Below are 23107 nucleotides of genomic sequence, written 5' to 3' on the forward strand. Positions count from 1 at the left end.
GCCTCAGCGGAATGCCCCGGCTGGCGCTGCAGCCGCTCCCCCAAGCGCCGGTCCGCATCACCTTGCGCCGTCGCTCCGACACGCACGGCTTTGCCGAGGTCGGCCGGCCCGGTGGCGGAAGCTGGCCGAGGCGGGTATCGTCCGAACGGTCCTGCCCCCAAGCCTCCCCCAGAGCCGCATGCGCCTTCTTCCCCTGCCGAGCTTCGGCCGCCGCCGCTTCGCCAGCCTCTCGGCGCAGGAGATCCTGGCCCTCGCCATCGCCTCCGAGGAGGAGGACGCGCGCATCTACGCGCTCTATGCCAAGCGGCTGCGCGACTCCTATCCCGCGACCGCCCGCATCTTCGATGCCATGGCCGCCGAGGAGGACGAGCACCGGCGCCGGCTGATCGACCTCTACCGCGCCCGCTACGGCGACCTCATCCTGCCCATCCGTCGCGAGCATGTCGCGGACTTCTACGCCCGCCGGCCTGTGTGGCTGGTCGAGAATCTCGGCCTCGACCGCATTCGCGCCGAGGCGATGGCCATGGAGCGGGAGGCCGAGGCCTTCTACCGCGCCGCCGCCGAGCGCACGACGGATGCCGAGACCCGCCGGCTGCTCGGCGACCTCGCGGCCGAGGAGGCGCGGCACGAGAGCGACGTCGAGGCGATGGCGGCCGAGCTCGCGCGGAGCGGGGCGGCGAGCGAGGAAAGCCTCGCCGCCCGCCGGCAATTCGTGCTGACATGGGTGCAGCCGGGGCTGGCCGGGCTGATGGACGGCTCGGTTTCGACCCTCGCGCCCATCTTCGCCACCGCCTTCGCCACCCAGGATCCCTGGACCACCTTCCTGGTCGGGCTTTCGGCTTCGGTGGGGGCGGGCATCTCGATGGGCTTCACCGAGGCCGCACATGACGATGGCAGGCTCTCCGGCCGCGGCGCGCCCTGGAAGCGGGGCCTCGCCTCGGGGGTGATGACCGCGCTTGGCGGCCTGGGGCACGCGCTGCCCTACCTCATCCCGCATTTCTGGACGGCGACCACGATCGCCATCGCGGTGGTCTTCATCGAGCTGTGGGCGATCGCCTGGATCCAGAACCGCTACATGGAAACGCCGATCCGGCGGGCGGTGTTCCAGGTGGTCCTCGGCGGCAGCCTGGTGCTCGCCGCCGGCATCCTGATCGGCAGCGGTTGATGGGCAGATGCCCGGCCCCGCCCGGCCGCTCCAGCGAAAGGGCGCGGCCGAAGAACGGGGCTTCGCATCATCGGGCGGCAGCGGCACCCTGCATCCCGGGAACTCGGCTGGCAGGAGAGTGCTGCGTTGGACAACGCGCGATTCATGTTCCGGACCATGCTGCTGATGCTGGCGGCGCTGGTCCTCATCGCCGCCTGGCAGAGCTTCCCGCTGCTGCAGGCCGAACTCCTCGCCGGCCGGGCGGAGCCGCGCGTCGTCACGCCGCGCGGCGACCTAGCGGAGGACGAACGCTCCACCATCGCGCTCTTCGAGCAGGCGCGGGGATCGGTGGTGTTCATCGCCACCACCGAGCGCGTGCTCAACCCCTGGACGCGCAACGCGCTGCAGGTGCCGCGGGGGACCGGTTCGGGCTTCCTGTGGGACCGGCTCGGCCATGTCGTCACCAATGATCATGTCGTCGCCGGCGCGTCCGGCGCGATGGTCCGCCTGGCCGATGGCCGCGCCTACGACGCCGTGCTGGTGGGCACGAGCCCGGCCCATGACCTCGCGGTGCTGCGAATCGGCGTCGGCACCGGCCGGCCCGAGCCCTTGCCGATCGGCACCAGCCATGACCTGCGCGTCGGCCAGAAGGTCTTCGCCATCGGCAATCCCTTCGGCCTGGACTGGACCCTGACCACCGGCATCATCTCCGCGCTGAACCGCGAGCTGCCGAGCGAGACCGGCGCGGTGATCGAGCGGCTGATCCAGACCGACGCCGCGATCAACCCGGGCAATTCGGGCGGGCCGCTGCTCGATTCCGCCGGCCGGCTGATCGGCGTGAACACCGCGATCTACAGCCCCTCCGGCGCCTCGGCCGGGATCGGCTTCGCGGTGCCGGTGGACACGGTGAACCGCGTGGTGCCGCGGCTGATCGCGCAGGGGCGCTACATCCGCCCCTCCCTCGGCGTCCGGGCCGAGGAACAGCTCAATGCCGCGCTGTCGGCGCGCCTTGGCATCGAGGGTGTCTTCGCGCTCGAGGTCGATCCGGGCTCGGCCGCGGAGCGCGCCGGGATCCGCCCGGCCCGTCTCATGCGCGACGGCGGCTTCCAGGCGGGCGATGTCATCCTCGCGGTAGAGGGGCGCCCGCTGCGCCGCGTGGCGGAACTGCTCGCCGCGCTCGACCGGCAAGCGCCGGGCGATACGATTACGCTGACGATCCTGCGCGACGGCACGCGCCTCACGATCACTGTCACATTGGATGCGGGCCGATGAGCGAAGCGAAATCACCGCGTAGCAACTCCGTGCTCTGGCGGTCCCTGACCTTCTACGAGAAGTTCGAGCAGGTCGTCGTCTTTGTGCTGACGATCCTGATCGCGCTGATCGTCCTGGCCGCGCTGTGGAACCTGCTCAAGCTCGTCGCCACCTCGCTGTTTCTGGTGGGCATCTTCGATCCCACGGAGCCGGTGGTGTTCCAGACCGTGTTCGGCGCGATCTTCACGGTCGTCATCGCCCTCGAATTCAAGCGATCCCTCCTGGTCGTCGTGGAACGGCGCTTCGGCATCGTCCAGGTGCGCGCGGTGGTGATGATCGCCATGCTCGCGGTGGTGCGGAAGTTCATCATCCTCGATCTCAGCCAGACCGAGGCGATGAAGCTGCTCGCGCTCGGTGCGGCGATACTGGCGCTCGGCATCGTCTATTGGCTGGTGCGCGACCAGGACCGGCGCGAGGCGGAGGCCGCGGCCCTCGAAAGCACCGAGACGAGGCCGCCCTGATCCGCCCGCTTCCTTCCCTTGCGGCCGGAGGGCTGTTCGCGCTTTACTCCGCTCCGCGCCAGCGGCCGGAGCCGTAAGTGAACAAGCAGCAGCAGATCAACATCTGGTACTGGATCGGGGCCTTCCTGCTGCTCCTGCTCTTCCAGGGCTGGTGGCAGGGCGCATCGGTCACCGAGCGCATCCCCTATTCGCGCTTCCTCGAACTGCTGCAGCAGGACCGCATCGCCGAGGTGCAGGTGCGCCCCGAGAGCATCGTCGGCCGCTACCGCGAGCCGATCGACGGGCGGACGCATTTCCTGACCACCATCGTGCCGGAGGACCTCACCCGCCGGCTCGAGCAGTCGAGCGCGCGCTACGACGGCACCATCACCAACACCTTCCTGACGAACCTGCTTTCCTGGGTGGTGCCGGCGGTCGTCTTCTTCGGCCTGTGGATGTTCGTCTTCCGCCGCATCGCCGAGAAGCAGGGCTTCGGCGGGCTGATGTCGGTCGGCCGCTCCAAGGCGAAGGTCTATGTCGAGAAGGACACCGGCGTCACCTTCGACGACGTCGCCGGCATCGACGAGGCCAAGGCCGAGCTGCGCGAGATCGTCGATTTCCTGAAGCAGCCCGAGAAGTACGGCCGGCTCGGCGCGCGCATCCCGAAGGGCATCCTGCTGGTCGGCCCGCCGGGGACCGGCAAGACCCTGGTCGCGCGCGCCGTGGCCGGCGAGGCGGGGGTGCCCTTCTTCTCCATCTCCGGCTCCGAGTTCGTCGAGATGTTCGTCGGCGTCGGCGCCGCGCGCGTGCGCGACCTCTTCGAGCAGGCGCGCAAGGCCGCCCCCTGCATCATCTTCATCGACGAACTGGACGCGCTCGGCCGGCGGCGCGGCGCCGGCGCCTTCGGCGGCGGCCATGACGAGAAGGAGCAGACGCTCAACCAGCTGCTGACCGAACTCGACGGCTTCGACCCGCGCGAGGGCATCGTGCTGCTCGCCGCCACCAACCGGCCCGAGATCCTCGACCCCGCGCTCTTGCGTGCCGGACGCTTCGACCGCCAGGTGGTGGTGGACCGCCCGGACAAGTCCGGCCGCGCGGCCATCCTGCGCGTGCACCTCAAGAAGGTGAAGCACGCAGGGCTGGACATCGAGCAGATCGCCGCGCTGACGCCGGGCTTCTCGGGCGCCGAACTCGCCAATCTCGTGAACGAGGCGGCGATTCAGGCGACCCGCCGCGGCGCGGAGGCCGTCACCATGGCCGACATCTCCGCGGCCGTCGAGCGCATCGTCGCCGGCCTCGAACGCAAGGGGCGCGTGCTGAATCAGAAGGAGCGCGAGGCGATCGCGATCCACGAGATGGGCCATGCGCTCGCCGCCGCCTCCCTGCCCGGCGCCGATCCGGTGCACAAGGTCTCGATCATCCCGCGCTCGATCGGCGCGCTCGGCTACACCATGACGCGGCCCACCGAGGACCGATTCCTCATCACCCGGCGCGACCTCGAGAACCGCATGGTCGTGCTGCTGGCCGGCCGCGCGGCGGAGGACCTCGTGCTTGGCGAGATCTCGACCGGCGCGGCGGACGACCTCGCGCGCGTGACCGACATCGCGCGCCAGATCGTCACCCGCTTCGGCATGCATCCCTCGCTCGGCCAGGCGGTGCTGGAGGCCGAGCGGCAGAGCTTCCTCGGCGATGGCGTGCCGGGCCTCACGCCGCGCGACTATTCCGAGGCCACGGCGCGCGAGGTGGATGTCGCGGTGCGCGGGCTGATCGACGAGGCCTATGCGCGGGCCAGGGCGCTGCTCGCCGAACGCCGCGCCGATCTTGATGCCGGCACGCGGCAGCTGCTGGCGCGCGAGACCATCACCCCGGATGACTTCCCGGCGCTGCGGCAAGCGGCGGCGGCCGGGCAACAGGGCATCACCAGATCCACCGCCACCGTGGATCATGCGGAGGAGCAACGCTGATGAACGGCAAATGCGATGTCTGTGGGCGGGCGGCGACGGTGCGCGTCCGCGCTTCGGTGAATGGGCGGCGGCAGGATCTTGAGCTCTGCGACGAGCACTACCGCGACACGCTCCGCCGCCAGGGGCGGACCGCCTCGCCTCTTGAGGCCCTGTTCGGCAGCCATGGCAGCCTGTTCGAGGAGTTCTTCGGCGACCGCCCCTTCGGCAGCCTGATCGGTGGCCTCGGGCGCGACCTGCCCGCCGCAGAGGAGGATGAGGAGGTTGTGGATGCCACCTTTGGCGACGCCGCCGCCTCGGATTCGCCGCGTCGCAGCCAGCGGCGCGGTTCGGCACGCCGGCCGGGCGGCGGCCTTGCCGCGCGCATCAGCGACCAGGCCGAACGGCTGTTGCAGGAGGCGGCCCGCCATGCGGCCGAACGGGGCAGGCCGGAGGTGGACACGGAACACCTGCTGCTGGCGCTGCTCGGCTCGGAAGTCGTCAAGACGGTCCTCGGCCAGTTCAAGATCTCGGCCGACCAGCTGCGCACGCAGATCGAGCAGGAGGCCAAGCGCGGCGAAAAGCCGCATGAGGGCGAGATCGGCGTCGCGCCACGCGTCAAGGATGCACTCAGCCGCGCCTTCACCGCCTCGACCGACATGGGCCACTCCTATGTCGGGCCGGAGCATCTGCTGATCGGCCTCGCCGAGGAGGGCGAGGGCCTGGCGGCCAACATCCTGCGCAAGCTGGGCCTCACGCCGCAGGCCCTGCGCCAGCAGGTGGCGCGTGTGGTCGGCAAGCAGGGGGCAGAGGAGGGCCGCGCCGAAGCACCGACTAACACGCCCGAACTCGACAAATATTCGCGCGACCTCACGAAGATGGCGCGCGACGGCAAGCTCGACCCGGTGATCGGCCGCGCGCAGGAGATCGAGACGACGATCGAGATCCTCGCCCGGCGCAAGAAGAATAACCCGGTGCTGATCGGCGAGCCGGGCGTCGGCAAGACCGCGATCGTCGAGGGCCTCGCGCAGCGCATCGTGGACGACGAAGTGCCCGAGGCGCTGCGCGGCAAGCGGCTGGTGGAGCTCAACATCAACTCGATGGTCGCTGGCTCGAAGTACCGCGGCGAGTTCGAGGAACGGGTGCAGAAGATCCTCAAGGAGGTGACCGAGCACCAGGGCGAGATGATCCTCTTCATCGACGAGATCCACACCATCGTCGGCGCCGGCCAGGGCGGCGGCGAGGGCGGGCTCGACATCGCCAATGTGTTCAAGCCGATGCTCGCGCGCGGCGAGCTGAACCTGATCGGCGCCACCACGCTCAACGAGTACCAGAAGCACATCGAGAAGGACGCCGCGCTGGAGCGGCGCTTCCAGCCGGTGATGGTGGCGGAGCCGACCGTCGCGCAGGCGATCATGATCCTGCGCGGCCTGCGAGACACCTTCGAGGCGCACCACAAGGTGACGATCACCGACGAGGCGATCCTGGCCGCCGCCGAGCTCTCCGACCGCTTCATCCAGGGCCGCTTCCTGCCCGACAAGGCGATCGACCTGATCGACCAGGCGGCGGCGCGAGTGAAGCTCTCGGCCACTGCGCGGCCGGTCGAAGTACAGGAGATCGAGGCGGAACTGCACCAGATCAAGCGCGAGCAGGACTATGCCGCCTCGCGCAAGCAGTTCGAGAAGGCCGCCGACCTCGGCAAGCAGATCGCGGCGAAGGAGGCGCGCCTCAAGGAGCTGACGGAGGCCTGGGAGAAGGAGCGCGCCACCGGCTCGGCCGAGGTGCAGGCGAGCCATGTCGCGCAGATCGTCTCCAAGCTCACCGGCATCCCGGTCAGCGAGCTGACGGAGGCCGAACGAGAGAAGCTGCTGAAGATGGAGGAGCGCCTGCACGAGCGGGTGATCGGCCAGGAGCAGGCGATCAAGGCGGTCTCGGACGCGGTGCGGCTGGCGCGTGCCGGGCTGCGCGAGGGCTCGAAGCCGGTCGCGACCTTCCTCTTCCTCGGGCCCACGGGGGTGGGAAAGACCGAGCTCGCGAAGGCGCTGGCCGAGGTGGTCTATGGCGACGAGGGCGCACTGCTGCGCATCGACATGTCGGAGTACATGGAGCGCCATGCGGTCGCTCGCCTGGTGGGCGCGCCGCCGGGCTATGTCGGCTATGACGAGGGCGGCCAGCTCACCGAGAAGGTGCGGCGCAAGCCCTACTCCGTCATCCTGCTCGACGAGATCGAGAAGGCGCACGCCGACGTCTACAACGTGCTGCTGCAGGTCTTCGACGATGGGCGCCTCACGGACGGCAAGGGGCGGGTGGTGGATTTCACCAACACGATCATCATCGCCACCTCGAACCTGGGCTCGGATCGCATCCAGAAGCGGTTGCACCTGCGCGGCACGGTGGCCGAGCAGCCCGAGAAGCTGAAGGCCGAGCTGATGGAGGTGCTGCGCGGCCATTTCCGCCCCGAGTTCCTCAATCGCATCGACGAGATCATCGTCTTCCATGCGCTCTCGAAGGAGGAGATCCGGCAGATCGTGCTGCTGCAGCTCGACCGGGTGAAGCGCACCGCGGCGACCCAGGGTGTGACGCTGGAGTTCGACGAAAGCCTCACGGCGATGCTGGCCGCCGAGGGCTACCGGCCCGAATACGGCGCGCGCGAGCTCAAGCGGCAGATCCGCAGCCTGGTCGAAACCCGCCTTGCGCGCGCCATGCTGGGCGGCGAGGTCGCCAAGGGCGACACCGTGACGCTGCGCTGGGATGCGGCCGCGGAGCAGGTAGTCCTCGAGCCGCGGCCCGGAACGGCGCCGCCCAAGCCCGCGGTGGAGGGCGCGCCCGAAGCGGCGGACTAGACGCTGCCGCCATGGCCTCACGCCCACCTTCAGTCCTTCCGGCCTCTCTTCCGACTTGGGGCGAGGCAGTGGGGCCAGCTACCGGAGCGGGGAGCGGGACCGGCCGGGAAGAATCGGTGCCGCTCCTGCCGGGCGGCGCTTCATCGGCCGGCCGATGGCGGCTCCCGCTCGTGCGCATCCATCAGCCGGGTCGTTCCGTCACGCAATCCGCGCCAGGACGGCAGCGCTGGGTCCTGGAGTTCGTGCCATCGTCGCCGCCGCCGATCGACCCGCTCACCGGATGGATCGGCAGCACGGATCCGCTCGCGCTCGTGCGACTTGAGTTCCCGGACAGGCAGAGCGCGGAAGCCTTCGCCGAGCGGCACGGATGGCGCTACGAGGTCGCGGAGCCACCCCCGCGTCGCGTGCGCTACAGAAGCTACGCGGAGCAGCTGCGGAGCGACATGAGCGACGCGATCAGCCGCGTTCGGCCTTGGCTCCTTGCTGCCCATGCCGAGGATGAGCCGAGACAGGATCCGGTCGAGGAGGCCAGTCTAGAGTCCTTTCCGGCAAGCGATCCTCCCGCCTGGACCGGGGTGAGGATCGCGTGAGGCGGTCGCGGTGCCGTCGGGCGGTTTCGGTGCGCAGCAGGACAATTCGGCTGCCCCGCCGGTGGCTCGCGCCGGCGGTATGGCTGCCCGACGCGCGACGCATAATGCGCGTCTTGAATCTCGGTCGTGGGCGACCTTGATCGTCGTCGGAACGCCCAATCGGGGTTCGCAGGTTGACGGGTCTGGCCATCACGGCAGGCCACCAGGGTTCCGCCGCGAAGCGGGGAGCAGACTGGTGCCGTCGGCTTCAGGGGCACGCCACGCGCCCCATGGCATGGCTTCCGTCACGGCGGGCCGCGAGGGCCGCGAAAGGAGGAAGTCATGCTCAATCCAATGACACTCTACCCCGCTGATCCCTTCGCGCTGCTGCGGCGCGTCAGCGAGGCGCTGAACCGTGCCTCCTTCAGCACGGCGGCGCCGGTCTTTCCGGCCGTCAATGTGTGGCAGAACGACGAGGCGGCAGCGATCATCGCAGAAGTGCCGGGCGTCGAGCCGCAGGATATCGACATCTCCGTCAAGGATGACGTCCTGACCATCGCCGGGGAGCGCCGCGCGCCCGACCTGCCGGAGGGCGCGTCCTGGCAGCGCCGCGAGCGTGCCTTCGGGCGCTTCTCCCGCGCCATCCGCCTGCCCTTTCGCGTCGATTCCGACCTGGTCGAGGCGCGCTTCGCCGACGGCGTGCTGCGCATCGCCGTCCGTCGCCCCGAGGCCGATCGCCCGCGGCGCATCGAGATCAAGGCTGGCTGAAAGGAGGATCGCCCCATGAGCACCGAACTGACCGCCACCCCTGCCCAGACCCCGGCCGCGCCCGAGACGACCCGCGGCGTTCCAGTCTGGCGCCCCCTGACCGACGTGGTCGAGACGCGCGACGGCCCGATGCTGGTGCTGGAAATGCCGGGCGTCGCGCCCGAGGATGTGGAAGTCACGCTCGAGAAGCGGGTGCTGACCGTGCGCGGTCGCGGCCGCAACCCGCAGCCCGAGAACCTGCGCCCCGCGCACCTCGAATACGAGCCGGGCGATTACGAGCGCGCCTTCGCTCTGTCCGAGGATTTCGACGCTGAGCGGATCGAGGCCGTGATGCGAAACGGCGTGCTGACGCTCAGCCTGCCGCGTGCGGCTGAGGCCCAGCCCCGCACGATCCGCGTCAAGGCCGCCTGAACCAAGAAGGAGGAACCGACATGCAGATCAAGGACCTTATCCCCTGGGCTCGTAAGGGCGATGCGCCCGAGGCCAAGGCCGCCGAACCGAACGCCATCGCCTCACTGCAGAGGGAGATGAACCAGGTGTTCGAGAACTTTTGGAACCGCTTCGGCAAGCTCGACTGGCCCTGGGGCCAGAGCGAGGCGAAGTCGGACGTGGTGCAGACCGACAATGCGGTGGAGATCTCCATCGAACTGCCGGGGATGGAGATGAAGGACATCGAGGTGGCGGTCGCCGACGACATGCTGACGGTCAAGGGCGAGAAGCGCATCGAGCGGCAGGAGGAGAAGAAGGGCTACTACCTCTCCGAGCGCAGCTACGGCTCGATCTACCGCGCCGTGCCGCTGCCGCCCGGGGTGGATGGCAGCAAGGCCGAGGCGAGCTTCAAGAACGGCGTGCTGACCATCCGCCTGCCGCAGACGCCCGAGGCGCAGGCCAAGGTCAAGCGGATCGAGGTGAAGGCGGGCTGAGATGCACCGCGGCGGGGCATGGCAAGGCACATGCCCCGCTCTCCGCTCCGCCTCGGGACCAATGGGTCCGGTCACGGCCGTGCCCGGCCTCGATGCAGGCTGCCGGACCGCGGGGCACCGATGTCCGGCATTGCCGACGGCGTGCCCGTGAGATCGGTGGATCTCGCCCCCCCAGGGCGGCGGCTCCCACGAAGCACTGACCTGGGGCGCGCTCGATGGGCTGCCGGCCGATCCGCGGATCGCGATCTGCAAGATCGGCGGCACCGGCGCAGGGGGGCGCCCAATGTCATCGCGCGGGGCGATGGCTGGACGCGGGGCGGACGTGAAGGTGGGCGTCAGGCATCACGTTTGCAGGCCAGGTTCTGGCGCGCGTCGTGCTGAACATGCTCGGCGTTCCGCCCGGAAGATTCTGATCGCGATATGCTCCAATTCGTCATCGCCCCCACGCTGGCCCACCGGCTGAACAACCTCGCACAGACGGTCCTGCTGCTCGGCGGCATGGCTGCGATCGCCTGGCTCGTCGTCGGCATGATCGCGGGACCCGAGACAACCCTCGTCATCGTTGCGGTGATGACCGGAGGGCTCCTGTTCGCGCCCGCGCTGTCGCGCGAGCTTCTGCTGCGCGGCTACCGCGCGCGGCAACTCGGCGCACGCGACTGGCCCGAGGGGTTCGCGCTGCTCGAGACCCTGTCCGCACGCGCCGGACTGCCGCGTTGCCCGGAACTCTGGTACGTCCCGAGCCAGCTGCCGAATGCGTTCGCGATGGGAAATCCGGAGGATAGTGTCGTCTGCGTTTCGGACGGTCTCTTTCGTCTCCTGTCCCCACGCGAGATGGCGGGCGTTCTTGCGCATGAAATCGCGCATATCGCGCACCGTGACCTGTGGCTCATGGGCCTCGCGGACACCATGTCGCGGGCGGTTTCGCTGGCGAGCTGGCTCGGACAGATCCTGCTTTTCGCGAACCTGCCCCTGATTGTCGCGGGAGCGGTGACGCTTCCCTGGATCGCGCCGCTGGCCCTTGCTTTCTCGCCGACCGTGATGGCCCTGCTGCAGCTCGCGCTCTCGCGAAGGCGCGAGTTCGATGCCGATCTCGGGGCGGTGCGGCTGACGGGCGACCCCGAGGGCCTCGCCTCGGCTCTGGCCAAGCTTGAGCGTCGGGTCGGGCGTATCTGGGAGGAGATGTTCCTGCCGGGGCGCCGGATCCCCGAACCGTCACTCCTGCGCACGCACCCGCCAACGGAGGAGCGGATCAGGAAGCTGCGATCACTGCTGGGTCCGCGGGGTGGGGATCTCGCCATCCCGCCTCACAGGGAGTTTGGGCTCGAAGTGCCTCGCCCGCGGGCACCTCGCTTTCATCGATCGGGCTTCTGGTTTTGAAGAAGGTGCAGCCCAGAGAATTTCAGTTCCCGGTTCCCACCGCTGCTCCAGTCGGTCCCTCCCCTGAACATCCTCCAGAATACTGGCGCTGCACCGAGCCGCGGATTTTCTACGCTCCTCGGCTTTGCCCTTGATGGTTCGATAGTAAAACCATACTGGGCTGGCTCTCCGCAATTGGGGAGACGCTCCGGACCTTGCGGGTCGGCTGCTTCTGCCAACCAGGAGGTCTTTGGCGCAGCCCGCCGGGCGGGCTTCAGCATCTCCATCACCCGACCAAAGAAGCGGCGAGCGGCGCATTTTGCCTCATCCCCGGCCACGTTGAAGATCGTCACCCATGGCAGATGGTAATTCTGCATGTGGACGATGATCGACGACTTCGCGCGGGAGAGCCTGGCGATCGTCCTCGTCCGGCGACTGCGCAGCGTCAGGTGTCACGCAAGGCGGCTTCGACTGTCCTCGACAGGTTGAGAGGCGCGCGGTCCATCGCGGACCTCTCATCGGGGGTGAGCCCCGCACTCCCCTCGTCGCTGAAGGCGCGTATGGCCGTGCGCGTTTCTGGAACCGGGCCAATTCATCCATAGAAGCGATTGATCTAAGCGCAAGACTGCGTTGGAGCCGATCGATCGGTCCCGCCACCTTCCGGGCAAGAAGAAGGATCGCGCCCGTGAAGACCAAGACCCGGCCTCCCGTCGAGCCTGCCGTCGCCTCGGCGGCTCCTTCGTCCTGCCCGATGCGCGCCCTTCCGGGCCTGGGCCTCTGCGCCGCGGTCACGCTCGCCGCGCTGGCCCTGGACCATGCCGAGGCAGCCCTGTTCGGCCGTGCCTGGCTGGAGCCGCTGGTGCTGGCGATCCTGATCGGCACCGCGATCCGTACCGCCTGGGCGCCCGGGGCGCGCTGGAGGCCAGGCATCGATTTCGCCGCCAAGACGCTGCTCGAGCTGGCCGTGGTGCTGCTCGGCGCCAGCCTCAGCGCCGCGACGGTGCTTGCGATCGGGCCCCTGATGCTGCTCGGTATCGCCGGCGTCGTCGCGGTCGCCATCCTCGCCAGCTACGGCATCGGCCGCCTGCTCGGCTTGTCCGTCCGGATGGCGCTGCTGGTGGCCTGCGGCAACTCGATCTGCGGCAATTCGGCGATCGCCGCCGTGGCGCCCGTGATCGGCGCGGACGGCGACGACGTGGCGGCTTCCATCGCCTTTACCGCGGTGCTCGGCGTGTGGGCCGTGCTCGGGCTGCCGCTGCTCGCGCCGCTGCTGGACCTGACAGGCCACCAGTACGGCGTGCTGGCGGGGCTGACCGTCTATGCCGTGCCGCAGGTGCTGGCGGCCACCGCACCGGTCGCGGCGATCGCCGTGCAGGTGGGCACGCTGGTGAAGCTGGTGCGCGTCCTGATGCTCGGACCGGTCATCCTCGCCCTGTCGCTGCTGCTGCCTCAGCTGCGGCAGGAGACGGACGCGCCCACCCCGCGCGTCACGGCCGGCGACCGTCCCAAGCCCGGCCGAGCGCCGCTGCACCGGCTGGTGCCCTGGTTCATTCTCGGCTTCCTTGGCATGGTCGCGCTGCGCTCGCTGGGGCTCATCCCCGACGCGCTGATGCCCTCGCTGGCGGCCGCTGCCACCGCGCTGACGGTGGTCTCGATGGCCGCCCTCGGCCTCGGCGTGGACATGCGGGCAGTGGCCCGAGCGGGCGGTTCGGTCACGGCGGCGGCGGTGCTGTCGCTGGTCGCGCTCGGGACGATCAGCCTGGGCCTGATCCGCCTTCTCGGCGTGGCCTAGACCACGCTCCGCTTACGCCGGTGCGCGAAGCATGATCCCACCTCAGGCGATCACGCCCTAGCAGGGGCATCCATCAATCCCAGCAGCACCTCGGCCGCCCGGCTGCGCCGCCGTTCCCGGTGCCACAGCACCCGGAATGCCCGTTCGGGCAGGGCGAGGGGAACGTGGTGCAGCAGCCCCGCCTCGATGGATGGCGCGGCGACGGAGGCAGAGAGCACCGTCGCCCCGATGCCCGCTTCCACCGCCGATCGCACAGCCTCGTTCGAGGGCAATTCCAGTACGACATTCAGGGCGGTGGGCGTCACGCCCGCGGCCCGCAAGGCGTCCTCGAAGGCCGATCGGGTACCGGACCCGAGCTCGCGCAGCACCCAGGCCGGGGCGGAGGCGAGCTCTGCGAGCGTCCTGGGCGGGACCGTGGTCCAAGGATGGCTGGGCGCGGTGACGAGCACCAGCCCATCCGCTGCGACCGGCCGATCCTCCAGTGCCGGATCATCGTAAGACCCTTCTACGAAGCCGAGTTCGGCCGTGCCGTCCCGCACGGCGGCGGCCACCTGGGCCGTGTTCCCGATGGCAAGCCGGACCGCGATCCTTGCGTGAGCCTGGCGGAAGGCGACGAGATGGCGTGGCAGCCAGTAGCTGCCGACCGTCTGGCTTGCCATGACCGACAAGGTTCCGCGGGCGAGGCCGCCCAACTCGGCCAGGGCGAGTTCCGCCGCCTCGATCCGCGCCAGCACCGCCCGGGCCTCCGGGAGGAAGGCGCGGCCCGCCTCGGTCAACTCGATGCCGCGGCCGACGCGGTGGAACAGCACCACCTCGTGGCGCGCCTCCAGGGCGGCGATTGCCGCGCTGGCCGCGGACTGGGCGAGGTTCAACGCCTTTGCCGCGCGGGTCACGTGCTGTCGCTCGGCAACGGCGACGAAGACGCGGAGCTGCTCAGGCGTCATGGGCTCTTAGCTCGACTTTGGCCAATGTCCTGGGCTGAGATGGCGGAACGGGTGAGCGGCTAGGCCGGGGTGTTCCGCCAAAGGACAGCCGTCCCGCCGCCCCTGCCGACCTGCTTCGCCACGGCGATCCTATGCGTTGCATCGCTCTTCCAGCAACGGACCTGCTGCGCCACCCCTGCCGGCGCTTCGAGCCGCACGCCCTGCCCTGCACCGATCCGGCTCGGGCGCCGCGGCCAATCATCCGCCAGGGACCCGCCGGCTGGGCCTCCCTGGTGCGCGGCTGCCACAAGGGCACGACATGCGCGACGGATGAAGCCGCGCGCCTCCTCGGTGCGCTGCCACATATCCAGGGACCGCAGGACTGGCGGCTTCGTGGTCCCGGCAGAGGTGAACCGGCCCGTCTGGAGCAGCTATCGCCGGCCCTTGTGGCGCAGCGCCTCCACCAGCAGGGCGAAGGCGGGCGTGGGCTGGCGGCGGCTCGGATAATACAGGTGGTATCCCGGGAAGGGTGGGCACCAGTCCTCCAGCACCCGGATAAGCCTTCCGTCATCGAGGCATGCCTGAACCTGTTCCTCAGGAAGGTAGGCGAGGCCGAAGCCGGCCACGGCCGCCTCCAGCAGCAGCGCGGCGGTGTTGAACACGAGCTGCCCTTCGACCCGCACCTTCAGCGCGTGCCCGGTCTTCTCGAACTCCCAGGCATAGAGCCCGCCATGGGTCGGCAGGCGCAGGTTGATGCAGTTGTGGCCGGTCAGATCCTGCGGCGTCTTCGGCCGCGGCCGCGCGGCGAAGTAGGACGGCGCCCCGACCACGGCCATGCGCATGTCCGGCCCGATGCGCACGGAGATCATGTCCTTGGCCACGATCTCGCCGGGCCGCACCCCGGCATCGAAGCGCTCGGCGACGATATCGGTCAGGCCATAGCCAACAGCGATCTCCACGCGGATCTCCGGATAGTCCGGCAGCAGCCGCATCAGGGCGGGCCAGAGCACCGCCCGGGTGGCGTTCTCGGTCGCCGTGATCCGGATGGTGCCGGAGGGCCTCTCGCGCAGCGCGCCGAGCCCGATCAGCGCCGCGTCGATGTCGTCGAGCGCCGGGCCGAGGGTGCGGAGCAGGCGCTCGCCCGCCTCGGTCGGGGCCAGGCTGCGGGTGGTGCGGGTCAGCAGCCGCAGCCCGAGCCGCTCCTCGAGCCCGCGGACGGCCTGGCTCAGCGCCGATTGTGACACCCCGAGCCTGGCCGCCGCCCGGGTGAAGCTCCGCTCCCGCGCGACCAGGAGGAAGGCCTGGAGGTCGCCGAGCTCGGTCCGCGGCATTCAGAAGCCCTGCTTATGACGGCATGCGGTTCTTACCACCTAATCCGCCGTGGGCGCAGCGGCTATCCCGGCCTCGCCCAACCCCGGGACGCAGGCGACGGTACCGGGGGACGGGAGCAGTGGAGAGAGCGATGGAGATCAGGCGCGCGGGCTCCCAGCCCTCCGGCACGGGACCCGCGGATTACTTCACCGGCACGGTGCGCATCGACCCGCTGAACAGTCCGCCCGAGCCGGCGCGCGTCGGCATGGCGCTGGTCACCTTCGAGCCGGGGGCACGGACCGCCTGGCACACGCACCCCCTTGGACAGACCCTGATCGTGACCGCCGGCTGCGGCTGGGTGCAGCGCGAGGGCGGGCCGGTCGAGGAGATCCGGCCCGGCGACGTGGTCTGGTTCCCGCCCGGCGAGACGCACTGGCACGGCGCCACGCCGACCACGGCGATGAGCCACATCGCCATCCAGGAAAGGCTGAACGGGTCGCCCGTCACCTGGATGGAAAAGGTCACCGACGAGCAGTACCGGCGCTGACAGCCCCGGCGCCGCAGCAAAGCGCCCGCCGCCGGATGGCGGCAGGGCAGGCAGGATCCATCCCATGAGCAACACCATCGCAGGCAAGGTCATCGTCATCACGGGCGCGAGCAGCGGCCTGGGCGAGGCGAGTGCCCGACTCCTCTCCGCAGAGGGTGCGACCGTCGTGCTGGGCGCGCGGCGCGAGGACCGCATCAAGTCCCTGGCCGACGCCTTGGCCGCCAAGGGTGCGAAGGCCCTCGCCGTCCCCACGGACGTCACCCGGCGCGGTGACGTCCAGACGCTGGTGGATGCCGCCGTCCAGGCATACGGGCGGCTGGACGTGATGATCAACAATGCCGGGCTGATGCCGCAGGCGCCTCTCGAGCGCCTCGACGTCGCGGACTGGGACCGGATGATCGACGTCAACATCAAGGGCGTGCTCTACGGCATCGCCGCCGCCCTGCCGCAGATGCAGCGGCAGAAATCCGGGCATTTCGTCAACGTCTCCTCCGTGGCCGGGCACAAGGTCGGGCCTGGCTTCGCCGTCTATGCGGCGACCAAGCACGCCGTGCGGGCCCTGTCCGAGGGGCTGCGGCAGGAGGTGAAGCCCTACAACATCCGCACCACGGTGATCTCGCCGGGCGCGGTGGCGACCGAGCTGCCGAACAGCGTCACCGACCCGGAGGCCGCGGCGCGGATCCGCCAATTCTACGCCGAGGCCGCGATCCCAGCCGATTCCTTCGCCCGGGCCGTGGCGTTTGCCATCAGCCAGCCGGAGGAGGTGGACATCAACGAGATCCTGTTCCGGCCCACGCGCCAGGCGCTGTGAGGCGAGGCGGGAGCGCCGACAGGGAGGTCTCCCCCGAAGCACGAGGACTGGAATGATGACGTCTGACTTCGATGGCAAGGTCGCCCTGGTGACCGGCGCCAGCCTCGGCATGGGCCGCGCCACGGCGCAAGCCTTCGCCGAGGCCGGGGCGGCCGTGGTGCTGGCCGACCGCAACGAGGCGGCGTTGCGCGCCGCCACCGACGAGCTGAAGTCCGCCGGTCACACGGTGCTTGGCGTGGTCTGCGACGTGGCGGATGAGGGTCAGGTCATCGCCATGGTCCGGCAGGCCGTGGACACCTTCGGAAGGCTGGACGTGGCCTTCAACAATGCGGGCGTGCAATCCCCCGCGGCGGATATCGCGGATGTCGGCAACGCCGAGTATGAGCGCGTCATGGCGGTCAACCTCCGCGGCGTCTGGAATTGCATGAAGCACGAGCTGCGCCGGATGCGGGAGCAGGGAAGCGGCGCGATCGTCAACAACTCCTCCATCGGTGGGCTGATCGGTCTGCCCGGACGGGCCGCCTACCACGCCTCCAAGCACGGCGTGATCGGCATGACCAGGAGCGCCGCCCTCGAATATGCGGCGAAGGGCATCCGCATCAACGCGGTGTGCCCCGGCACCATCGAGACGCCGATGGTCGCGGAGATGCTGGCCAAGGAGCCGGACGCGATGAGGGAGATCCTGCGGGATCAGCCCATCGGGCGGCTCGGCCGACCCGAGGAGATCGCCTCCGCCGTCCTCTGGCTGTGCAGCCCGGGCGCCAGCTTCGTCATCGGCCACGCGCTCGTCGTGGACGGTGGCTTCACCGCGCACTGAAGCCAATCCGGCCGAGGATTCCGGGCTTCCGGGCGTGGGCGGCGAAGGTCGAGGCACCAGGCCGGGACAGATCCGCAAGCCCCCTCCTACCCCTGCGCGGCCCAACCACCCACGGCGACCCGGTCCGGCATCGTCACGCTGCTGCCGATCATGACGGTGGTGCTCGTCGCCTTCCCCGTGATCGGCCTCGCACTGCCGGTGCTGCCGCTGCACATGCACCAGGGCCTGAGAGGACGAGGCAAGGCCCGCCGACATGGAAGGACAGACAATGAAACGGGTTGCCGCAACGGTCCTGTCGCTCTCCCTCGCCGCCGCGTCGCAGGGGCAGGCGCAGCAGGGCATCGTCCAGCCAAGGCCAGATTCGTCCGCATCGGCGCAGGGCGACGTCCGGATGGTTGCCCCCGCCCTGGAGCGCTACGAGCAGGGCATCCTCTTCGGCAATCTGTGGCGCCGCCCCGACCTCTCGCCGCGGGACCACAGCCTCGTCACGCTGGCGGCCCTGGTCGCCCGCGGCCAGACGGCCGAGCTACTCCGCTACCTCGACCTGGCGCTCGAGCACGGCGTGCAGCCCGCAGAGGTCTCCGAACTCGTCACGCACCTCGCCTTCTACGCCGGCTGGGGCAGCGCCCTGGCGGCGGTTCCGGCGGTGCGGGACGCCTTCGCCCGGCGCGGCATCGGCGCGGAGCAGCTGCCGCCCGCCGAGCCGGCGCTCCTCCCGCTCGACCAGGCGGCCGAGGCGGAGCGCGCGACGCGTGTCGGGCAGCAAGTCCGCCCGGTGGCGCCGGGCCTCGACCAATTCACCACCGACGTCCTGTTCCGCGACTTGTGGCTCCGGCCAGGCCTCGCGCCGCGCGACCGGAGCCTCGTCACGGTCAGCGTCCTCGTCGCTGCCGGGCAGTTCGCGCAGCTTGGCGCCCACCTCAACCGGGCGATGGACAACGGCCTCACGCGTGCGGAGGCATCGGAGATGGTGGCGCACCTCGCCTTCTACGCTGGGTGGCCCAATGCCTTCTCGGCCGTCCCGGTCGTGAAGGGCGTCTTCGACAGCCGCCGCAACTAAGGGCTTCCCGAGGAGGGTTCGCCCGGGCAGGCCCGCGGACGGAACGCCTGCATCGGAAAAAGGACGGAGACGAGACTTCCCGCGCGTTAGCCAGCGCTGCCGCAAGTGGCGCTCATCTTTGAAAACGCTGCGTTTTCCAACCAGCCCACAATGGCCCTGGCCGCTGCCGCGACAAGCTGTCCGCACTCCACCACCGCCGGCCAGGGCGGGGTTTCGCATGCTCCCTCATGGCGGGTTGCAACCGCGCTTCGATGCGCGGCGTCTCCATGGCAGCAGTGGAGAACATGGATGATTCAGGCATGGGGCAGGCGGCAGAGGGCGTGCGGCATGACAGCGCATCTCTGGCCCTCGTTCGGACTCGGTGTCGTGACCGGGATGCGCAGCATGACGGCGGTGGCCGCGCTGACCTGGGCTGCCTCCCTCGGGCGGACACGCCTGGCCTGGCTTCCGGCCAGCGCCGAGGCGCGCGACCTCGCAACGCTGGCGGCGCTTGCGGAGATGGCGGGCGACAAGATGCCCTTCGCGCCCGACCGGCGCATCGCGCCATCATTCATTCTGCGCCTTGGCCTCGGTGCGGTAGGCGGCGCGGCATTAGCCGGGCCTGGCGCGTCGTCGACCAAGGGCATGCTGGCCGGCCTGGCAGGCGCCGTCCTGGGCACGTTGCTTGGCCGCGCGGCGCGTGGCGGCACGACGCGGTCCGGCAGCGACTGGGCCCGCGCCCTCGGTGAGGACACGCTGGCGGCCGGACTGGCCGTGGCATTGGTTCGCTCGGCGGGGCGCCCGGGCCGGAGCTGAGTTGGTGCAACCAGCAAGGGCCTTGGGCCTTGAGCGGCGGCGCGGCATGGGCTCAGGGTTGGCTGCATCACCGAGGCCTGCAAAGCCGGCATCCGCGACGCGGCCATCATGGCCCACACCCGCCAGAGCGGCATCCGCACCATGCGGGCCCATGGCCGGCGCGCCGAGCTCCTCGACGACAGCCCGGCAGGAACAGTTGGGCCGTGTCGTCATCTCGTCGGCGACGCCGGCCACTTGACCAACCAGCCCAATGTCGTCCCCTGAATAACCAGGGTCACGGAGATCGAGCAGAAGGCCAGACAACGGCCGCCGCCAGCCCAGCGAGGTGTCGGGTCGACACCCTTACCTGTCCTGGGCGCAGCATCCTGCTCAATCCGGCATCCCACCGGCGCCGAGCGGCGAGGTTTCATACTCCTCCAGGAGGTGTGCAGGATCGCGGTAGATCGCAATGCAACCGGCGTCGCGCAGAGCCTGTTCCGGGAAGCCACCGCAGAGCACGCCGATCGTTCGAATACCCACCTTGCCTGCGGCTTCGGCATCATACGGTGTGTCCCCGACGACGATGGTCTCGCCTGGGCTCACACCGGGCAGCCGCGCCAGGGCAGCCTCGAAAATATCAGGGAAGGGCTTCGAACGCTCAGCGTCACTGGAGGAGGTCTCGGCATCTACCCGGTCGTCCTCGATGCCGACGATGCGCTTCAATGCGGCGAGCTCCTCGTCCTTGGCCGAGGAGGCCAGGGCGGTACGCAAGCCGGCCTTGTCTGCGCGCCGCAACAGTTCGGCCGCACCGGGAAATGCGCGGACCCGTGGAAGATAGCTCTCACGAAAGATCTCGCCGCGGCGCTTCTCGAGAGCCTCACCTTTTTCCTTCAGCTCCGCCGGTGAGAGAAAGACGGGCATGAGCTGGTCACCGCCCTTGCCGATCTGCTCTCTCATATCGTCAAAGGAAATGTCGTGGCCGATTTCCTTGAAGGCATCGACCCAGGCCTGCGCGTGCAGATCCACAGAGTCTACCAAGGTGCCGTCCACATCGAAAAGTACGGCTTTGATCAGCATATCAAATCTCCTGCCGGATCTTTCGATCCGGTCAATGATCTAGAGCAGATCCCGATCAGGTGGACTCACCTGATCGGGTGAAGATGCTCTGAAAACAATAGTCTAGGGCACTTCTCCTGAACCGGTGTTCAGGGGAAGTGCCCTAGCGAAGGGCTTGGGCCGGCTTGATCAGACGCATGAGCTTGTGTGTGAGGGCGCGGAAAGCAAGTTCGCGGTCTGAGCTTCGTCGACATGCGCAGCTTGGCCCTGGCTGAGACGGCACTTGCGCTGTTGGCTTCCCAGCGTGTTATGCGGGGCATGCCTCGCTGCCACCGGCAAGCTGCTGGAATCGCGCCGTGTCCAACCTCGCCGTCCTGCCCGCAGCGCCAGCGGCGGTCGCCGACCACCTCGCCAGCCGCAGCGCCATCTGCGAGGTCGGCCGTGCCATGGGCCTCGGCGAGGCCATCACCGCCCGCCTCACCCAGGGTAGCCGGGCTCCAGCCACGAGATGGGTCTGCCGGTGCTGGCCCGGGCCGAGGGGCTCGATGCCATACAGCATCAACGCGCTTCGTCTGAGCAACATGGCGGCTGCCAACCAGGGACGCCGATCACGTCCGGCAGCCTCGCGGTTCTCGGCACTGGATCCAGCAGCGGGCGTCGAGGAAGCGCGAGGTGCGCATGGGCAGGCATTGCCCAAGGAGCGTGACAATCAATGGTCCAGGGTGACTGCCCTGAGCGCCTTCTCGTCCTGGATGACGACTCGCCGCCTGCCGCCGGCGACAAGGCCGCTCCGCTGCCACATGCGCAGCGTCCGGCTGACGGTATGGAGCGTCGTACCCGCCATCTCGGCGATATCCTGCCTGGAGAGCGGGAAAATGATCTCCGTGCCTCCCCCGACTGGCTGCCCTGCTTTGGCCGCGAGGCGCAGGAGCACCCTGGCGATGCGGCACTCTACGGGCTCCGTCGCGAATTCTCGTGACCGATGCAACATCTCCTCTGTCCGGCCGCCGACCAGCCCAAGAGCGTTCGCGGAGATCCTGGGATGCCGCTCCATCAATTCGCTGACCACCGCGGCGGGCCAGGTGAGAAGCCAGCTATCCACAATCGCCGTGGCGGTCGCCGGGTAGGGGGTGTGGCGGAAGACTGCGACGCAGCCGGGCACGTCGCCCGGCTCCATAATCCCAATCGTGAGGGGTGCGCCACTCCCGGTCACATGCCCGATCTTTACCCATCCCTTCATCACGAGATGCAGGTGCGTCGGCTCGCTGCCCTGCCGAAACACGGCCTGTCCGGCCCGAACCAGGCGCGATGTCCCCCTGGCGGCAATGCCCTCGAGAACCTTGGGGTCCAAACCGCCGAACAGTTCCGTGCAGCCCAGGAAGTCCGCGTCACCCTGCTGAGGCATGCTGTGTTCCTGTCCAGTTCCGCTTGGGCCGCCTCGCCCTGATGCCGGTCAGCGACGACGCTGGCTGACAGCACCTCACCGAACCTGTTCGTTTCGCCCATCCCCGAACTCGGACGATCTGTCGAGGGCGTTGCGGGAAGCAAGATCGGTCTCAGGCCGGCGGGCACCGCTCCTGGCGAGGATGCCGCTGCCTGGGCAGCCGTACAGCCCTCTCCACCATCCATCGCAAGGATCTGCGCATGCCCGCGCTCGGCCCTGTCAGGGCATATGCCGCCCCGGCTCGGCCGGCTTTCCTCCAACCGTGAGCCCGGTTCGCCCTATGCGTCGCCCCGCAGCGCGACGTCGGTGCCGTCGTGCCGCAGGATGCGCGCCTCGACGCCGGGCAACCGCCGCAGCGTCGCCGCGACCTCCGCCTCGGACATGAGGGAGAACGCCGTCGACAGGGCATCGGCCAGCGTCGCGTCCGGCGCCAGGACCGACACCGCCCGGTGAAGCTGCGGGCTGCGGCCGGTGCGCGGATCGAGCAGATGGGTGAAGCGCCCGGCCGCGTCGAAGACGAAGCCGCCATCGCCCGAACTGGCCAGCGCCCGATCCACCAGTTCCACCTCGCCCCAGAGGCGGCCGGGCGCGTCCGGATCCTCCAGCGCCGCCCGCCAGGGGCGGCCCGCAGGGTGACGGCCAATCGCATGCGTCTCGCCGAGATCGACCAGGGTTCGGCTTACCCCGGCACGGCGCAGCAGGTCCACCACGCGGTCGGTGAGGTAGCCCTGGGCGATGCCGTTCAGCGTCACGGCCATGCCCTTGCGCGTCAGCGCGATGCGGTCCGGCGAGACGAGCAGGCGTCGCTGATCCACCAGTGCCAGGGCAGCCTCGACGGCGTCCCGGGGCGGTCCCGCCGGGGCTGCCCCCGCCGCCGAGAAATGGTCGCGGTAGAGTGCCCAGAGCGGCTGCACCGTCACGTCGAACAGCCCGCCTGTCAGCATGGTGGCGTCTCGTGCCGCGCCCAGCAGGCGCACCATGTCGGGCGGGGGCGCCGCCAGCGCGCCGTGGCGGTTCAGCGCCGAGAGCTGGCTGTCCTCCCGCCAGAGGCTGAACAGCCTCTCGAGGCGCTCGATCTCGGCGACGCATTGCGCGATGAGCCCGCGCGCGGCCTCCGGGTCCGGGTGGTGCAGATGGATGCTGCCGACGCCGCCCAGCACCGGCCCCGTCCAGGTGAGGAGGCTCGGCGCGGCGGGCACATCCGTCGCCGAGGCGCCGAGCCTGGGCAGGCCAAGGCCTGCGGCGGCGGCGAGGATGCAGAGGACGCGTCGGCGCATG

Annotated in this window: 23 protein-coding genes; 17 read left to right on the forward strand and 6 right to left on the reverse strand. The window is 69.7% G+C overall.

Annotated elements, in window-relative coordinates:
* Positions 1-178 precede the first annotated feature (178 nt).
* The 10 genes from mbfA to DOO78_RS20635 all read left to right on the forward strand — a co-directional run bounded on the left by mbfA (position 179) and on the right by DOO78_RS20635 (position 11315).
* Complete coding sequence (gene mbfA, locus DOO78_RS20590) at positions 179-1165, forward strand: iron exporter MbfA (RefSeq protein WP_111471763.1); 987 nt, start codon at positions 179-181, stop codon at positions 1163-1165.
* A gap of 126 nt (positions 1166-1291) precedes the next feature.
* The gene (locus DOO78_RS20595) at positions 1292-2416 is read left to right on the forward strand and encodes a S1C family serine protease (RefSeq protein WP_243634681.1); all 1125 of its coding nucleotides are present in this window, start codon (positions 1292-1294) and stop codon (positions 2414-2416) included.
* The gene (locus DOO78_RS20600; protein ID WP_111471765.1) at positions 2413-2916 is read left to right on the forward strand and encodes a phosphate-starvation-inducible PsiE family protein; all 504 of its coding nucleotides are present in this window, start codon (positions 2413-2415) and stop codon (positions 2914-2916) included. The genes DOO78_RS20595 and DOO78_RS20600 overlap by 4 nt, the downstream gene beginning before the upstream one ends.
* A 77-nt stretch (positions 2917-2993) precedes the next feature.
* Positions 2994-4859, forward strand: coding sequence for an ATP-dependent zinc metalloprotease FtsH (gene ftsH / locus DOO78_RS20605; protein ID WP_111471766.1), 1866 nt, complete (start codon positions 2994-2996; stop codon positions 4857-4859).
* Entirely contained in the window at positions 4859-7678 is a 2820-nt protein-coding gene (locus DOO78_RS20610; protein ID WP_111471767.1) for an ATP-dependent Clp protease ATP-binding subunit, read from the forward strand. Before ftsH ends, DOO78_RS20610 begins: the two co-directional genes overlap by 1 nt.
* Positions 7679-7794: 116 nt before the next feature.
* The gene (locus DOO78_RS20615; protein WP_207802990.1) at positions 7795-8268 is read left to right on the forward strand and encodes an NADH dehydrogenase ubiquinone Fe-S protein 4; all 474 of its coding nucleotides are present in this window, start codon (positions 7795-7797) and stop codon (positions 8266-8268) included.
* 333 nt (positions 8269-8601) lie between these two features.
* Positions 8602-9015, forward strand: a complete 414-nt coding sequence (locus DOO78_RS20620) for an Hsp20/alpha crystallin family protein (RefSeq protein WP_243634683.1) — start codon at positions 8602-8604, stop codon at positions 9013-9015.
* 15 nt (positions 9016-9030) lie between these two features.
* Complete coding sequence (locus DOO78_RS20625; RefSeq protein WP_111471770.1) at positions 9031-9426, forward strand: Hsp20/alpha crystallin family protein; 396 nt, start codon at positions 9031-9033, stop codon at positions 9424-9426.
* Between the two features lie 20 nt (positions 9427-9446).
* On the forward strand, positions 9447-9938 hold the full coding sequence (locus DOO78_RS20630) for an Hsp20/alpha crystallin family protein (protein ID WP_111471771.1): 492 nt from the start codon (positions 9447-9449) through the stop codon (positions 9936-9938).
* 420 nt (positions 9939-10358) lie between these two features.
* Positions 10359-11315, forward strand: a complete 957-nt coding sequence (locus tag DOO78_RS20635; RefSeq protein WP_111471772.1) for a zinc metalloprotease HtpX — start codon at positions 10359-10361, stop codon at positions 11313-11315.
* Here the strand turns inward: DOO78_RS20635 and DOO78_RS27140 are convergent.
* The gene (locus DOO78_RS27140; protein ID WP_128080103.1) at positions 11291-11671 is read right to left on the reverse strand and encodes a hypothetical protein; all 381 of its coding nucleotides are present in this window, start codon (positions 11669-11671) and stop codon (positions 11291-11293) included. The two genes, DOO78_RS20635 and DOO78_RS27140, sit on opposite strands and share 25 nt — an antisense overlap.
* 308 nt (positions 11672-11979) lie before the next feature.
* On the opposite strand from DOO78_RS27140, the gene DOO78_RS20640 reads away from it, so the two are divergent.
* A complete protein-coding gene (locus DOO78_RS20640; protein ID WP_456309801.1) occupies positions 11980-13086 on the forward strand; it encodes a YeiH family protein in 1107 nt (368 codons plus the stop codon).
* Between the two features lie 50 nt (positions 13087-13136).
* On the opposite strand, the gene DOO78_RS20645 is transcribed toward DOO78_RS20640, so the two are convergent.
* A complete protein-coding gene (locus DOO78_RS20645) occupies positions 13137-14030 on the reverse strand; it encodes a LysR substrate-binding domain-containing protein (protein WP_111471774.1) in 894 nt (297 codons plus the stop codon).
* A gap of 410 nt (positions 14031-14440) precedes the next feature.
* A complete protein-coding gene (locus DOO78_RS20650; RefSeq protein WP_111471775.1) occupies positions 14441-15340 on the reverse strand; it encodes a LysR family transcriptional regulator in 900 nt (299 codons plus the stop codon).
* A gap of 131 nt (positions 15341-15471) precedes the next feature.
* Between DOO78_RS20650 and DOO78_RS20655 the strand changes: the two genes are divergently transcribed.
* The 6 genes from DOO78_RS20655 to DOO78_RS27670 all read left to right on the forward strand — a co-directional run bounded on the left by DOO78_RS20655 (position 15472) and on the right by DOO78_RS27670 (position 19614).
* Positions 15472-15867, forward strand: a complete 396-nt coding sequence (locus tag DOO78_RS20655) for a (R)-mandelonitrile lyase (protein ID WP_111471776.1) — start codon at positions 15472-15474, stop codon at positions 15865-15867.
* Between the two features lie 64 nt (positions 15868-15931).
* On the forward strand, positions 15932-16678 hold the full coding sequence (locus DOO78_RS20660) for an SDR family oxidoreductase (RefSeq protein ID WP_111471777.1): 747 nt from the start codon (positions 15932-15934) through the stop codon (positions 16676-16678).
* Positions 16679-16733: 55 nt separating this feature from the next.
* Positions 16734-17495 carry a glucose 1-dehydrogenase gene (locus DOO78_RS20665; RefSeq protein ID WP_111471826.1) on the forward strand — a complete coding sequence of 254 codons (762 nt, stop codon included), beginning with the start codon at positions 16734-16736 and terminating at the stop codon, positions 17493-17495.
* Positions 17496-17763: 268 nt separating this feature from the next.
* Entirely contained in the window at positions 17764-18555 is a 792-nt protein-coding gene (locus DOO78_RS20670) for a carboxymuconolactone decarboxylase family protein (RefSeq protein WP_111471778.1), read from the forward strand.
* A gap of 327 nt (positions 18556-18882) precedes the next feature.
* Positions 18883-19350: a hypothetical protein gene (locus DOO78_RS20675; protein WP_111471827.1), complete on the forward strand. Its 468-nt coding sequence runs from the start codon at positions 18883-18885 to the stop codon at positions 19348-19350.
* A gap of 108 nt (positions 19351-19458) precedes the next feature.
* Positions 19459-19614: a hypothetical protein gene (locus DOO78_RS27670; protein ID WP_165839003.1), complete on the forward strand. Its 156-nt coding sequence runs from the start codon at positions 19459-19461 to the stop codon at positions 19612-19614.
* Positions 19615-19719: 105 nt separating this feature from the next.
* On the opposite strand, the gene DOO78_RS20680 is transcribed toward DOO78_RS27670, so the two are convergent.
* The 3 genes from DOO78_RS20680 to DOO78_RS20695 form a co-directional block, all read right to left on the reverse strand.
* On the reverse strand, positions 19720-20406 hold the full coding sequence (locus DOO78_RS20680) for an HAD family hydrolase (protein WP_111471779.1): 687 nt from the start codon (positions 20404-20406) through the stop codon (positions 19720-19722).
* Positions 20407-21094: 688 nt separating this feature from the next.
* A complete protein-coding gene (locus tag DOO78_RS20690; protein WP_111471781.1) occupies positions 21095-21790 on the reverse strand; it encodes a Crp/Fnr family transcriptional regulator in 696 nt (231 codons plus the stop codon).
* Positions 21791-22107: 317 nt separating this feature from the next.
* The gene (locus DOO78_RS20695) at positions 22108-23106 is read right to left on the reverse strand and encodes an FAD:protein FMN transferase (RefSeq protein ID WP_111471782.1); all 999 of its coding nucleotides are present in this window, start codon (positions 23104-23106) and stop codon (positions 22108-22110) included.
* Position 23107 lies beyond the last annotated feature (1 nt).

The sequence above is a fragment of the Roseicella frigidaeris genome (assembly GCF_003258945.1).
Lineage (GTDB): Bacteria > Pseudomonadota > Alphaproteobacteria > Acetobacterales > Acetobacteraceae > Paracraurococcus > Paracraurococcus frigidaeris.